The following is a 13960-nucleotide window of genomic DNA, read 5'->3' as shown; positions in this document are numbered from 1 at the left end:
CTTGCAGCCAGCTCGGCCGACATTGCCGGGGCCGCTGCGGCGGCGGGTGCGCCATTCGCGCCCTCGACCTGCAACTTGGCCAGTTGATTGTTCTTCAACTCGATCAGGCGTTGCAGCTTGTCCACCTGACTTTGCAGGTCGGCCATGCGGCTTTTCAGTTCGGCGTTATCACGACGACTGGTGTCGAGGCTTTCCTGGGTCAGCGCCAGCTTGTTGGCGAGGGCCGTGGCATCTCCGGCAGCACCTTTGCCACGGTTCTTGCCGGATTCGGCGGAAACCAGGCTCAGCTTGTCAACAGCCGCTTGAGCCGGAGCACCATCGGTGCGAGCGCGATTGGTGGCGTCGATCTGCTGCTGCCCTGCCCCGGGCTTGGCCACATAACGGCGGCCCTGACGCCAGGCCTTGTTTTGCGCGGCCACTTCGGCAATGGCCTTGGGTTGCGGCAGGTTCGTGCTCTGCGCCTGGTCCGGCAGGCGCAGCACCTGGCCGGTTTTCAAGCGGTTGATGTTGCCGTCAATGAAGGCGTCCGGGTTCAGTGCCTGGATGGCCAGCATGGTTTGCTGGATCGAACCGCCATTACGCGCTTTTGCGGCGATTTCCCACAGGGTATCCCGTGGCGTGGTGGTGTATCGGGACGGCTTGGTCGCACCGGTAACCGGCGCGGCGACGGATTGAGTCGGTACAGGCTGCGCAGCCGCCTCGGCGGTCTGCGGCGAGAATTTCGATGGATCGAGCAACACACTGTAGTCGCGCAGCAAACGGCCGTTCGGCCACATGACCTGAACCAGGAACTTCACCATGGGTTCGGAAAGTGGCTTGCTGGAGGTCACGCGCAGGATGCTTTTGCCGCTGGCGTTAAGCACCGGGGTGAAGGTCAAGTCATTGAGAAACGCCTGGCGATCGACACCGGCCTTGGTGAAATCTTCCGGCGAAGCCAGGCTCGGCACCACTTCAGCAGCGGTGAGGTCCTTGACATCGAGCAGCTCGATTTCCGCTACCAGCGGCTGGTTGAGCGTCGATTTCAGGGTCAACTCCCCGAGCCCGAGGGCATGCGCCATACCGGAGGACAGCGCCGAGGCGGCCGCTATTGCTAACACCAGTTTGCGAACTTGAACCATTAGCTCATCCTTAGTTTGAACATTCCTCGGCCAGCGAGAAGGTATTGATAGCCGCTGCCGTAAGGCATTGCGCGCAACGGCGAGAGTCGTCGCGCGCGGTCATTTCATTGATGCCCCGGAAAGCCCCGCAAAGTGGCTCGCCTTCAGCATTCCGGCAAGCATAGGCTCGCCCGGAATCATTCGACAAATTGTTGCAAAGTATCTTTTACAGCAGGTCTTTTATCAACAACTCAGCCAGCTGCACAGCGTTGAGCGCTGCGCCTTTGCGTACGTTATCTGACGTCAGCCACAAATTAAGTTCCGACAGGTCGTCGATACCCTGGCGAACCCGACCCACATAAACCACATCCTGCCCTACCGCATCGCCCACCGGCGTCGGGTAATCGCCGGCTTCCACCAGCTCGATTCCGGGTGCGTCCTCCAGGGCTGCATTGACCTTCGCCAGGTCGATTTCACTCGCGGACTGCAGGGTCACGCTATAGCTATCGCCAAAAAACACCGGGGCTTGAATGCAAGTGACGGAAATCTTCAATGAAGGCAACGCCATGACCTGGCGCAGCTCACGCACCAGGCGCTTTTCCAGCAACGTATGACCTTGCTCATCCGGTTTGCCGACCTGGGCCAACAGGTTGAAGGCCATTTGCCGATCAAAGAATTTCGGCTCCAGCGGCCGCACATTCAGCAGTTCGGCGGTTTGCCGGGCGAGTTCAGTCACCGCTTCGCGGCCCTGGGCCGATACTGCCAGGCTGGCGGTCAGGCTGATGCGCTGCAAATCGAGCAATTCCATCAGCGGCGCGAGCACCACCGCCAGCGTGGTGGCCGACGGACTTGGACTGCTGACCTGAAACGGTCTTTTCAAGCCGGCCAACACCTGAGCGTTGGCCTCGGGCACGACCTGCGGCGCCTTTTCCGCCGGCAAGGCACCGGAGAGATCGATCACCGAGCAACCGACATCGGTCGCACGGGAAGCAAAACTCAACGAAACCGCCGGGCCGGCGGCAAAGAATGCCAACTGCACCTTGCTGAAGTCGAACTCATCGACTTCCCGCACCCGCACGTTCTTGCCGCGAAACGGTACGGAACTGCCAGCCGATTCGCTGCTGGCCAACAGGTGAAGGGTGCCGATCGGGAAATCGCGCTCTTCGAGAATCTGCACAAGTGTTTCGCCAACAGTACCGGTGGCGCCGATAACGGCAATATCAATGGACTGGCTCATGGTTTGACCTCTGGCGAAACGGGGGGAGCGGCACTTTACCGGGTGACTGGCATGCAGGCAATTCGGCCGGGCCTTGTGTTGGCTGTGATGGCCCCTTCGCGAGCAAGCCCGCTCCCACAAGGATAAAAAAACCCGCGCCTCTCTCAAAGCGCGGGTTCTTTCATTGCTTCAAACAATCAACGCTCGAGCAGGATCCGCAGCATGCGACGCAGCGGTTCGGCCGCGCCCCACAGCAGCTGGTCGCCGACGGTAAACGCGCCGACGAATTGCGAACCCATGTTCAGCTTGCGCAGACGGCCAACCGGGATGTTCAGGGTGCCGGTGACCTTGTTCGGGCTCAGCTCCTGAATGCTGGTCTCACGGTTGTTCGGCACCAGCTTGACCCAAGGGTTGTGCTGGCTGATCAACCCTTCGATATCAGCGATCGGTACATCTTTGTTCAGCTTGATGGTCAGTGCCTGGCTGTGGCAGCGCATGGCGCCGATACGCACGCAGATGCCATCGACCGGGATCGGGCTCTTGAAGCGACCGAGGATCTTGTTGGTCTCGGCCTGGGCCTTCCACTCTTCGCGGCTCTGGCCGTTCGGCAGTTCCTTGTCGATCCACGGGATCAGGCTGCCGGCCAGCGGTACGCCGAAGTTTTCGGTCGGGTATGCATCGCTGCGCATGGCTTCGGCAACACGACGGTCGATGTCGAGGATCGCGCTGGCCGGATCGGCCAATTGATCGGCGACAGAGGCGTGGGTCGCGCCCATTTGCTTGATCAGTTCACGCATGTTCTGCGCGCCGGCACCGGAGGCCGCCTGATAGGTCATGGCGCTCATCCACTCCACCAGGCCAGCTTCGAACAGGCCACCGAGGCCCATCAGCATCAGGCTGACGGTGCAGTTGCCGCCAATGTAGTTCTTGGTGCCCGCGTCCAGTTGCTGGTCGATGACCTTGCGGTTCACCGGGTCCAGAACGATCACTGCGTCATCCTGCATGCGCAGGCTGGACGCGGCGTCGATCCAGTAGCCCTGCCAGCCGGCTTCGCGCAGCTTGGGGAAGACTTCGCTGGTGTAGTCGCCACCCTGGCAGGTCAGAATCACGTCGAGGGTTTTCAGCTCTTCAATGCTGTAAGCGTCCTTGAGCGGAGCAATGTCCTTGCCCACGGACGGGCCTTGGCCACCGACATTGGAAGTGGTGAAAAACACCGGCTCGATTAGATCGAAATCCTGCTCTTCCAGCATCCGCTGCATGAGCACGGAACCGACCATACCGCGCCAACCGATCAGACCTACACGTTTCATCGCAACTACACCTTCTTGAAATGTGGGCCGCTGCCTTGTCTTGAATTTGGCAGCGGGCCCGAGAGATTACAGATTCCGCAGCGCGGCGACTACTGCGTCACCCATTTCCTGCGTACCGACTTTAGTGCAACCGGCCGACCAGATGTCACCGGTGCGCAAGCCCTGATCCAGCACCAGGCTGACGGCTTTCTCGATGGCATCGGCCGCAGCCTGCTGGTTGAAGCTGTAACGCAACATCATCGACACCGACAAAATGGTCGCCAGCGGGTTGGCAATGCCCTTGCCCGCGATGTCCGGCGCCGAACCGTGGCACGGCTCGTACATGCCTTTGTTGTTGGTGTCCAGGGACGCCGACGGCAGCATGCCGATGGAGCCGGTGAGCATCGAGGCCTGGTCGGACAGGATGTCGCCGAACATGTTGTCGGTGACGATCACGTCGAACTGCTTCGGTGCACGCACCAGCTGCATGGCGGCGTTGTCGACGTACATGTGGCTCAGTTCGACTTCAGGGTAATCCTTGGCCACTTGTTCGACCACTTCACGCCACAGCTGGCTGGACGCCAGTACGTTGGCCTTGTCCACCGAGCACAGCTTCTTGCCACGCACCATGGCCATGTCGAAACCGACTCGGGCGATACGGCGGATTTCGCTTTCGCTGTACGGCAGGGTGTCGTAGGACTGACGCTCGCCGTTTTCCAGGGTACGGGTACCACGTGGCGCGCCGAAGTAGATGCCGCCGGTCAGTTCGCGAACGATCAGGATGTCCAGCCCGGCAACGATTTCCGGCTTCAGGCTGGAAGCCTCGGCCAGTTGCGGGTACAGGATCGCCGGACGCAGGTTGCCGAACAGGCCCAGTTGCGCACGGATTTTCAGCAGGCCGCGCTCAGGGCGGATGTCACGCTCGATAGTGTCCCATTTCGGGCCGCCAACGGCGCCCAGCAACACCGCATCGGCTGCACGGGCACGCTCCAGGGTCTCGTCGGCCAGCGGCACGCCGTGCTTGTCGATGGCCGCGCCACCGATCACATCAAAGCTCAGGTTGAAGCCCAAAGCGAACTTGTCGCTGGCCAATTCCAGAACCTTGACCGCCTCGGCCATGATTTCCGGGCCAATACCGTCACCTGGGAGAATCAGAATCTGCTTGCTCATGCTTTCCTCATGTCATCAGTCGGTGCGCCCTTGGGCGCGCCCGGAAAAATTCTATCGTTCAGAGCTTATCGTTCAGCCATCAGCACCAGCACATCGGTACTGAACGAACCATCGGCCTCAATCTCGAAATATTCGCGCACTTCACTGCCCATCGACTGCTGCAACGCCCGGATCGCCGCGCGCATCACATCAGGTGTGCGCATGCGTTCGACCCAGCTGTTGTACTCCAGGCGCAAGCGCTGACGGGTGGTACTGCGCGTATGCAGCCCCGCCTCGCTGACCTGGCGCAACCACTCACCGGCGGAATAATCGCGCACATGGCTGGTGTCGCGCAGCACTTCGACGCTTTGAAGGTAAGTGTCGAACAGCGGGCTGCCCGGTGACAACACGTCGATGAACGCCGCCACCCCGCCCGGCTTCAACACCCGACGCACTTCCCGCAGGGCAACACCAAGATCGCTCCAATGGTGCGCCGAATAGCGGCTGAAGACGAAATCAAACTCGCCATCGGCGAACGGCAGGCGCTCGGCGGCACCCTTGACCGTGGTCACGTTGCTCAAGCCACGATCGACAGCAGCGCCAGCCACTACGTCAAGCATCTGCTGCGACAGGTCGTAGGCCACCACTTCCCTGACCAGCGGCGCCACATGAAAACTCACGTGACCGGCGCCGCAGCCCAAATCCAGCACCCGGGCTTCGCCCTGCCCTGCCAGTTCCGCCTGTAGCAGCGCGAATTCAGTGCCCTGGGCGTGTACGGCGCTGCTCAGGTAGGCCGAAGCCTGTTCACCGAATTGCTTTTGGACTACCTGGGTGTGCTGGGCGGTGCTGGTCATTGGGACTTCCTTTTTCAGGGTTTAGCCTTGTGGTGTCTGGGCTGCCGTCTTCGCGAGCAAGCCCGCTCCCACATTGGAATGCATTTCAAAATGTGGGAGCGGGCTTGCTCGCGAAGAGGCCGGCCCTATCTATACAAATCCCGGATCAATCAAGCGTCGCGAAACAACCACGGCTGGCTCGCCCGATGCCTGGCTTCGAACGCAGCAATCGCATCGCCGTCCTGCAAGGTCAGGCCGATATCGTCCAGGCCATTGAGCAGGCAATGCTTGCGGAACGCGTCTATTTCGAAGCTCAACACCTTGCCGTCAGGGCGGGTCACGGTCTGGGCCTGCAGATCGACCTGCAGCTGATAGCCCGGATTGGCCTCGACCTGCTGGAACAGTTCGTCAACTTCGGCATCGCTCAAGATGATCGGCAACAAGCCGTTCTTGAAGCTGTTGTTGAAGAAGATGTCGGCATAGCTCGGCGCGATGATGCTGCGGAAACCGTACTCTTCGAGCGCCCACGGCGCGTGCTCGCGGCTGGAGCCGCAACCGAAGTTCTCGCGGGCCAGCAAGACGCTGGCGCCCTGGTAACGTTCGGCGTTGAGGACGAAGTCCTTGTTCAGCGGACGCCTGGAGTTGTCCTGGTACGGCTGCCCCACATCCAGGTAGCGCCACTCATCGAACAGGTTCGGGCCGAAGCCCGTACGCTTGATCGACTTCAGGAACTGCTTCGGGATGATCTGGTCGGTATCGACGTTGGCACGATCCAAAGGTGCAACAAGACCAGTATGTTGGGTAAATGCTCTCATGCTTACTGCGCTCCCTGAATCATTTCACGGACGTCGACGAAACGACCGTTCACAGCGGCGGCCGCGGCCATGGCCGGGCTGACGAGGTGGGTACGACCGCCGGCGCCCTGACGGCCTTCGAAGTTGCGGTTGGAGGTCGAGGCGCAATGCTCGCCCGACTCCAAACGGTCCGGGTTCATCGCCAGGCACATCGAGCAACCCGGCTCGCGCCATTCGAAACCGGCCTCGAGGAAAATCTTGTCCAGGCCTTCCAATTCGGCCTGCGCCTTCACCAGGCCCGAGCCCGGCACCACGATGGCCTGCTTGATGGTCGAAGCCACCTTGCGGCCCTTGGCGATCACGGCCGCAGCACGCAAGTCTTCGATCCGCGAGTTGGTGCAGGAACCGATGAACACGCGGTCGAGCTGAATGTCGGTGATCGCCTGATTGGCGGTCAAACCCATGTACTTCAAGGCGCGCACGATGGAATCGCGCTTGACCAGGTCCATTTCCTTCGCAGGGTCCGGCACGTTCTGATCGACCGCCAGGACCATTTCCGGCGAAGTACCCCAGCTGACTTGCGGCTTGATCTGGGTGGCGTCGAGCTCAACGATGGTGTCGAACCTGGCATCGGCGTCGGAGACCAGATCTTTCCAGGCCTCAACGGCCAGATCCCACTCCGCGCCCTTCGGAGCAAATGGACGGCCCTTCACATAGGCCACGGTTTTTTCGTCGGCGGCTACCAGCCCAACGCGAGCGCCGGCTTCGATGGACATGTTGCAGATGGTCATGCGGCCTTCCACGGACAGGTCGCGAATCGCGCTGCCGGCGAATTCGATGGCGTGGCCGTTACCGCCAGCGGTACCGATCTTGCCGATCACGGCAAGCACGATGTCCTTGGCGGTGACGCCGAACGGCAATTGGCCTTCGACGCGCACCAGCATGTTCTTCATTTTCTTGGCGACCAGGCACTGGGTGGCGAGCACGTGCTCGACCTCGGAGGTGCCGATACCATGAGCCAATGCGCCGAATGCGCCATGGGTCGAAGTATGGGAGTCGCCGCAGACCACGGTCATGCCCGGCAAGGTTGCGCCCTGCTCCGGGCCGATGACGTGGACGATGCCCTGGCGAACGTCATTCATCTTGAATTCGACGATGCCGTACTCGTCGCAGTTGTCATCGAGGGTCTGGACTTGCAGACGCGAGACCTGGTCAACGATGGCGTCGATGCCGCCCTTGCGCTCCGGTGTGGTCGGTACGTTGTGGTCCGGGGTCGCGATGTTGGCATCGATGCGCCATGGCTTGCGCCCGGCCAGACGCAGGCCTTCAAAGGCTTGCGGCGAGGTCACTTCGTGGATGATGTGACGATCGATGTAGATCAGCGCAGAGCCATCGTCGCGCTGCTTGACCAAATGCGAATCCCAGAGCTTGTCGTAGAGCGTTTTGCCGGCCATCAGACGGTTTCCTCATCAGCTTGTTTCTATGCCCCGGGCTTTGACGATTTCAATAACCCTTTGGCTTGTGAGGTCGATCCTAGGGGGTTACATTAAATAACTCAAATTCATATTTTTTATGCTTTGGATAACCAACTGGAATGCATCCATGGACCTGGCCAATCTCAATGCCTTTATCGCCATCGCCGAGACCGGAAGCTTCTCCGGCGCCGGCGAACGCCTGCACCTGACCCAACCCGCCATCAGCAAACGCATCGCCGGGCTGGAGCAGCAATTGAAGGTGCGGCTGTTCGACCGACTGGGTCGTGAAGTGGGCCTGACCGAAGCCGGGCGCGCCCTGTTGCCGCGGGCCTATCAGATTCTGAACGTCCTCGATGATACGCGCCGGGCCCTGACCAACCTCACCGGCGAGGTGACCGGTCGTCTGACCCTGGCCACCAGTCACCACATCGGCCTGCACCGTTTGCCGCCTTTATTAAGAGAGTTCACCCGACGCTATCCAGACGTCGCGCTGGATATCCAGTTCCTCGATTCGGAAGTGGCCTATGAGGAAATCCTGCATGGCCGCGCCGAACTGGCGGTCATCACCCTGGCACCGGAACCCCATGCACTGGTCAAGGCCACGCCGGTGTGGGACGACCCGCTGGATTTCGTGGTCGCCCCGGAGCATTCTCTGCTCAACAACGGCAAAGTCAGCCTGGCGGACATCGCCCGACACCCGGCGGTGTTCCCCGGCGGCAACACCTTTACCCACCACATCGTGCAGCGGCTGTTCGAAGCCCAAGGCCTGACGCCAAACATCGCCATGAGCACCAACTACCTGGAAACCATCAAGATGATGGTCTCGATCGGCCTGGCCTGGAGTGTTTTGCCGCGCACCATGCTCGATGATCAGGTGGCGCGCATACCTTTGCCGGGCATACAGCTCACTCGCCAGCTAGGCTATATCCTGCACACGGAAAGGACGCTGTCGAATGCTGCGCGGGCCTTCATGGCCCTGCTGGACGCTCAACTCGATCTGCCAGGGACTCAAGGCTAACTTGTGCTACTCCTATAGAGCCGCGAACACCTGCAACAAATGCCCAAACTCAGCTCAAGGCTTACCAATGCCGAAATCTGTTGACCGTATTCCGCCGATGCCGCGTATTCAGGCACTTGACCCGAAAAGCTCCGAACAGAGCTGGGAAAGCGCCTCGCAATTACTGGCCGCGCTCAACGGCGCGCGCCTGGGCGCCTGGTATTGGGACATCGAGCGCGGGCAGATCAGCTGGTCCCGGGGCACACAGGCACTGTTCGGCTTCGATCCCCGGAAACCGCTGCCACATGATCTGGAATACCTCGACCTGTTGCCGCCGGAAGACCGCGCGAAAACCCTTCGCGCCTTCCATGCGGTCATCGCCGGCGCACCGCTGGAGCAGGCCATGCACCACCGCATTCGCTGGCCCGATGGCAGCCTGCACTGGCTGGAAATCAGCGGCAGCCTGTTGCCGGACAAGCACGGCAGGCCACGAATGATCGGCGTGATCCGCGAAATCACTCACCAGCGCCAGCGCGAACAGGCGCTGAGCAGTTCGGAAAAACGCTTCGCCACCCTGTTTCACCTGTGCCCGAACATGGTCCTGCTGACCCGCCAGGAAGACGGCCTGATCTCCGAAGCCAACCAGTACTTCGAAAGCCTGTTCGGCTGGCCGGTGCAAAACGCGATCGGCCGCACCACCCTCGAACTGGGGCTGTGGGTGCATCCCGAGCAACGGGCCGACCTGGTCAAGGCTACTAAAGCCAAAGGCGACCTGGTCAGCATGGAAGTGCAGTTTCGCGCCAGCAACGGCCAGATCCATGACGGCATCCTCAGTGCGCAAAAAGTCGAGCTCGAAGGCCAGCCCTATCTGCTGAGCACGTTCCTTGACACCACCGAACGCAAAGTCGCCGAACAGGCCCTCAAGGACAGCCAGGAGCGCCTCGACCTGGCCCTGGACTCGGCGCAACTCGGCACCTGGGACTGGCACATTCCCAGTGGCATGCTCTACGGATCGGCACGGGCCGCCCAACTGCACGGCCTGGACGCCAAACCCTTCCACGAGTCCTTCGACGAGTTCTTCGAAGGCGTGCCCGGCGAAGAACGCGACACCATGCGCGACGCCTACCGCAGCCTGCGTGAAGGCCCGGCCGGCAACTATCAATTGACCTACCGCGTGCAATTGCCCGACGGCAGCTCGCGCTACCTGGAAAGCCGCGCCCGCCTCTACCGCGATGAAAACGGCGTGCCGGTGCGCATGGCCGGCACATTGCTCGACATCACGGACCAGGTGGAACGCGAACAACGGCTGGTGGCCTCCGAAGAGAAATTCGCCACGCTGTTCCAGGTCAGTCCCGACCCGATCTGCGTCACCCACCAGGACAGCGGTCTGTTCATTGAAATCAACTCCAGCTTCACCCAGACGTTCGGCTGGAGCACCGCCGATGTGATTGGCCGCAGCGCCGACGAAATCGGCCTGTGGGACGCCTCGGCGAAAAGCCTGCGACGGATCGAACAAGTGATCCGCGAACAAGGCCTGAACAATGTCGCCATTCTGGTCCAGCACAAGGATGGACAGGCCCTGACTTGCGTGATTTCCAGCCGCCAGATCAGCGTTGGCGACCAGCCCTGCATCGTCACCACGCTGCGCGATATCACCCAGCAACAGCGTTCGGAAGCGGCGCTCAAGGCCAGTGAAGAAAAATTCGCCAAGGCCTTCCACTCAAGCCCCGATGCCATCACCATCACCGAACGCGACACCGGGCGCTATCTGGAGGTCAATGACGGCTTCTGCCGCCTGACCGGCTACCGCGCCGAGGAAGTGGTGGGCCGCACGGTGTACCAGGTCGGGATCTGGGCGGAAGAAAAACAACGCTCGGCACTGCTGGCGGAACTGCAAATCAAGGGTCGGGTTCATCATCAGGAAATGCTCGGGCGCAACAAGCGCGGCGAACTGCTCACCGTCGAAGTCTCGGTGGAGCCGATCACCCTCAACGAAACCGCCTGCCTGCTGTTGACCGCGCGAGACGTGAGCCTGCTGAAAAACGCCGAAGCGCAGATTCGTCACCTGGCCTACCACGACCCATTGACCAACCTGCCCAACCGCGCATTGCTGATGGACCGCCTGAGCCAGCAGATCGCCCTGCTCAAACGTCATAACCTGCGTGGCGCGCTGATGTTCCTCGACCTCGACCACTTCAAGCACATCAACGACTCCCTCGGGCACCCGGTGGGCGATACCGTGCTGAAAATCATCACCGCGCGCCTGGAAGCCAGCGTGCGCATGGAGGACACCGTTGCGCGCCTGGGCGGTGACGAGTTCGTGGTGCTGCTCAGCGGTCTCGAAGGTTCGCGCAGCGAAGTCAGCGATCAGGTTCGCGAACTGGCCGACACCATCCGCGAACTGCTGTCGGAACCTATGTTCCTCGACGGCCAGCGCCTGCAAGTGACGCCAAGCATCGGCATCGCGCTGATCCCTGATCACGGTTCGACCCCGACCGACCTGCTCAAGCGCGCCGACATCGCGCTCTATCGCGCCAAGGACTCGGGGCGCAATACCGCGCAGATGTACCACAACACCATGCAGAAGGCCGCGAGCGAACGCCTGCGCATGGAAACCGACTTGCGCCTGGCCCTGTCCCGGGGCGAGTTTCACGTGCATTACCAACCCCAGGTCGACGCCCGGGGCGACCGCATCGTCGGCGCCGAGGCCCTGGTGCGCTGGAATCATCCGGAGCTCGGCGCGCAATCGCCCACCGACTTCATCAAGGTGCTGGAAGACAGCGGACTGATTCTGGAGGTCGGCACCTGGATCCTCGACGAAGCCTGCAAGGCCTTCAAGAAATTGATCGACGACGGACTGGTGAATCCATACAAATTCAGCCTGTGCGTGAACATCAGCCCGCGCCAGTTCCGCCAGAACGATTTCGTCGAACGGGTCGAAAACAGCCTCGCCACCTACGGGCTACCCTGCACGTTGCTGAAGCTGGAAATCACCGAAGGCATCGTGATCCAGAACCTGGAAGACACCATCAACAAAATGCGCCGCCTGAAAAAACTCGGCGTGAGCTTCGCCATGGACGACTTCGGCACCGGCTATTCCTCGCTGACCTACCTCAAGCGCTTGCCGGTCGACACCCTGAAAATCGACAAGTCGTTCATCCGCGACGCCACCAGCGACCCGAACGACGCCGAGATCATCCGCGCCATCGTCGCCATGGCCCACAGCCTGGATTTGAAAGTGATTGCCGAAGGGGTCGAGACAGCGGAGCAACTGGAGTTCTTGCAGGGATTGGATTGTCACTTCTACCAGGGGTATCTGCACAGCCAGCCGTTACCGGTGGAGGCGTTTCAAAAACTCCTGAAGTGACGGCACACGGTCACAAAAAAAGGGCGCCAATGGCGCCCTTTTCTCTTGCTCTGACTCAGTGTTGCAGAGCCGGCTTCTGCGCCCCGTTGATCGGGATGCGCTTGGCTTTCGCCTCTTCCGGGATCACCCGCAGCAGGTCGATGCTCAACAGACCGTTGCTCAGGCCGGCAGCCTTGATCTCGATGTGGTCCGCCAGACGGAAGGACAGCTTGAAGGCACGCTGCGCGATGCCCTGATACAGATAAGTGACGTCTGTGTTCGCGTCACGCTTGCCGCCACTGATGGTCAGCACACCCTTTTCGACTTCCAGCTCCAGGTCTTCTTCCTGGAAACCAGCCGCTGCGATGACAATGCGGTACTCGTCGTCGCCGTGCTTTTCCACGTTATAGGGTGGATAGGTGCTGCCTGGCTCATTGCGCAGGGCGGTTTCGAACAGATCGTTGAAACGGTCGAAACCTACCGAGGAACGGAACAGTGGTGCCATGGAAAATGTAGTAGCCATGATGCAAATCTCCTGAAAACAATCAGCAAGGTTTTTTGTCTCCGCGACCCGAATTCGGCATCGCGTAACCCTTAGATAGGGACCGCTGATTGCATTTCAAGAGAGTATTTTCTGCTTTTTTTTAAAAAAAGTTTCAGGCGGCCTCAGCCACCGGCAGCCCCAACAAGCGCGAGACGTTATCCAGTTCGGTCTCACGACGCAGGACGGTGAAGAGCTCCACCGCTTCGGGATAATTGCGGGTCAGCATCGCCAGCCATTGCTTCAGGCGCCCCGGCGATTGGCGTGGCGTCATCTGCGCCTTGGCTTGCAGCCAGAAGTCCTGGATCAGCGGCAGCAACTCGGCCCAGGTCATCTCGACCACCTCTTCACCGGCTCGCGCCGCGGCGATCTGCCGGGCGAGATCCGGACGGGAGACCAGGCCACGCCCGAGCATGATGTCTTCCACGCCGCTGATCTCGCGGCAGCGGCGCCAGTCTTCGACGCTCCAGATGTCACCATTGGCGAACACCGGCACCTTGACCACATCCTGCACGCGCGGAATCCACTCCCAGTGGGCTGGTGGCTTGTAGCCATCCACCTTGGTCCTTGCGTGCACCACGATATGTTCCGCTCCGCCTTCGGCCAGGGCCGTGGCACACACCAGTGAACCGTCCGGGCTGTCGAAGCCGAGGCGCATCTTGGCGGTGACCGGAATGTGTGCGGGGACGGCACGACGAACGTGCTCGACGATCTGGTTGAGCAGCTCTGGCTCCTTGAGCAGTACCGCGCCACCACGGGATTTGTTGACGGTCTTGGCCGGACAGCCGAAGTTCAGGTCGATTACTTCGGAACCCAGCTCGCAAGCCAGCGCGGCATTTTCTGCCAGGCACACCGGATCGGAGCCGAGCAGTTGCACACGCAGCGGCACGCCGGAGGCTGTCCGGGCACCGTTGAGCAACTCCGGGCCGAATTTGTGGAAATAGGCTGGTGTCAGCAACTGGTCGTTGACCCGAATGAACTCGGTCACGCACCAGTCAATACCGCCCACGCGGGTCAGCACATCGCGCAGGATGTCGTCGACCAACCCCTCCATGGGCGCCAAAGCAATTTGCATGAAAAACACACTCGAGGAAAAACGTGCAGCAGTTTACTGGTTTCAGCAGGACTCTGCAGAACATCGCAGATCCCCCTGTAGGAGCGAGCCTGCTCGCGAAAAACCCGAGACCACCGTGGGGAGCCAGACTGGTCGCGTTATCGTTGAC

At 60.9% G+C, this 13960-nt stretch carries 11 protein-coding genes; 2 read left to right on the top strand and 9 right to left on the bottom strand.

The window, feature by feature from the left end:
• The 7 genes from ACCD00_RS27540 to leuC all read right to left on the bottom strand — a co-directional run.
• Positions 1-1118, bottom strand: a 1118-nt coding sequence (locus ACCD00_RS27540; protein WP_413428427.1) for a FimV family protein, incomplete at its 3' end; no start/stop codon positions are given.
• A gap of 205 nt (positions 1119-1323) precedes the next feature.
• Positions 1324-2334 (bottom strand): aspartate-semialdehyde dehydrogenase, encoded by a 1011-nt coding sequence (locus ACCD00_RS27535; protein WP_413428426.1) that lies wholly within the window; start codon positions 2332-2334, stop codon positions 1324-1326.
• Positions 2335-2510: 176 nt separating this feature from the next.
• The gene (gene asd, locus ACCD00_RS27530; protein ID WP_007986960.1) at positions 2511-3623 is read right to left on the bottom strand and encodes an aspartate-semialdehyde dehydrogenase; all 1113 of its coding nucleotides are present in this window, start codon (positions 3621-3623) and stop codon (positions 2511-2513) included.
• Between the two features lie 66 nt (positions 3624-3689).
• The gene (gene leuB / locus ACCD00_RS27525) at positions 3690-4772 is read right to left on the bottom strand and encodes a 3-isopropylmalate dehydrogenase (RefSeq protein ID WP_413428425.1); all 1083 of its coding nucleotides are present in this window, start codon (positions 4770-4772) and stop codon (positions 3690-3692) included.
• A 65-nt stretch (positions 4773-4837) separates the two neighbouring features.
• A complete protein-coding gene (locus ACCD00_RS27520) occupies positions 4838-5605 on the bottom strand; it encodes a class I SAM-dependent methyltransferase (RefSeq protein ID WP_413428424.1) in 768 nt (255 codons plus the stop codon).
• 149 nt (positions 5606-5754) lie between these two features.
• Positions 5755-6399 carry a 3-isopropylmalate dehydratase small subunit gene (leuD, locus tag ACCD00_RS27515; RefSeq protein WP_413428423.1) on the bottom strand — a complete coding sequence of 215 codons (645 nt, stop codon included), beginning with the start codon at positions 6397-6399 and terminating at the stop codon, positions 5755-5757.
• A 2-nt stretch (positions 6400-6401) separates the two neighbouring features.
• The gene (gene leuC / locus ACCD00_RS27510) at positions 6402-7832 is read right to left on the bottom strand and encodes a 3-isopropylmalate dehydratase large subunit (RefSeq protein ID WP_413428422.1); all 1431 of its coding nucleotides are present in this window, start codon (positions 7830-7832) and stop codon (positions 6402-6404) included.
• A 148-nt stretch (positions 7833-7980) separates the two neighbouring features.
• Here leuC and ACCD00_RS27505 point away from each other — a divergent pair, with 148 nt between their 5' ends.
• Both ACCD00_RS27505 and ACCD00_RS27500 read left to right on the top strand, forming a co-directional pair.
• Positions 7981-8871: a LysR family transcriptional regulator gene (locus tag ACCD00_RS27505; RefSeq protein ID WP_085716665.1), complete on the top strand. Its 891-nt coding sequence runs from the start codon at positions 7981-7983 to the stop codon at positions 8869-8871.
• A 67-nt stretch (positions 8872-8938) separates the two neighbouring features.
• Positions 8939-12217, top strand: a complete 3279-nt coding sequence (locus ACCD00_RS27500; RefSeq protein WP_413428421.1) for a PAS domain S-box protein — start codon at positions 8939-8941, stop codon at positions 12215-12217.
• Positions 12218-12272: 55 nt separating this feature from the next.
• On the opposite strand, the gene ACCD00_RS27495 is transcribed toward ACCD00_RS27500, so the two are convergent.
• Together ACCD00_RS27495 and ACCD00_RS27490 are read right to left on the bottom strand one after the other, a co-directional pair.
• Entirely contained in the window at positions 12273-12719 is a 447-nt protein-coding gene (locus ACCD00_RS27495; RefSeq protein ID WP_413428420.1) for an Hsp20 family protein, read from the bottom strand.
• A 133-nt stretch (positions 12720-12852) separates the two neighbouring features.
• Positions 12853-13812 carry a tRNA dihydrouridine synthase gene (locus ACCD00_RS27490; RefSeq protein WP_008050845.1) on the bottom strand — a complete coding sequence of 320 codons (960 nt, stop codon included), beginning with the start codon at positions 13810-13812 and terminating at the stop codon, positions 12853-12855.
• Positions 13813-13960: the final 148 nt, after the last annotated feature.

The organism is Pseudomonas sp. Pseusp3 (assembly GCF_047304225.1).
In the GTDB taxonomy this organism is placed as follows: domain Bacteria; phylum Pseudomonadota; class Gammaproteobacteria; order Pseudomonadales; family Pseudomonadaceae; genus Aquipseudomonas; species Aquipseudomonas fluorescens_CD.
This window is presented reverse-complemented; position numbering and strand designations above follow the sequence as displayed.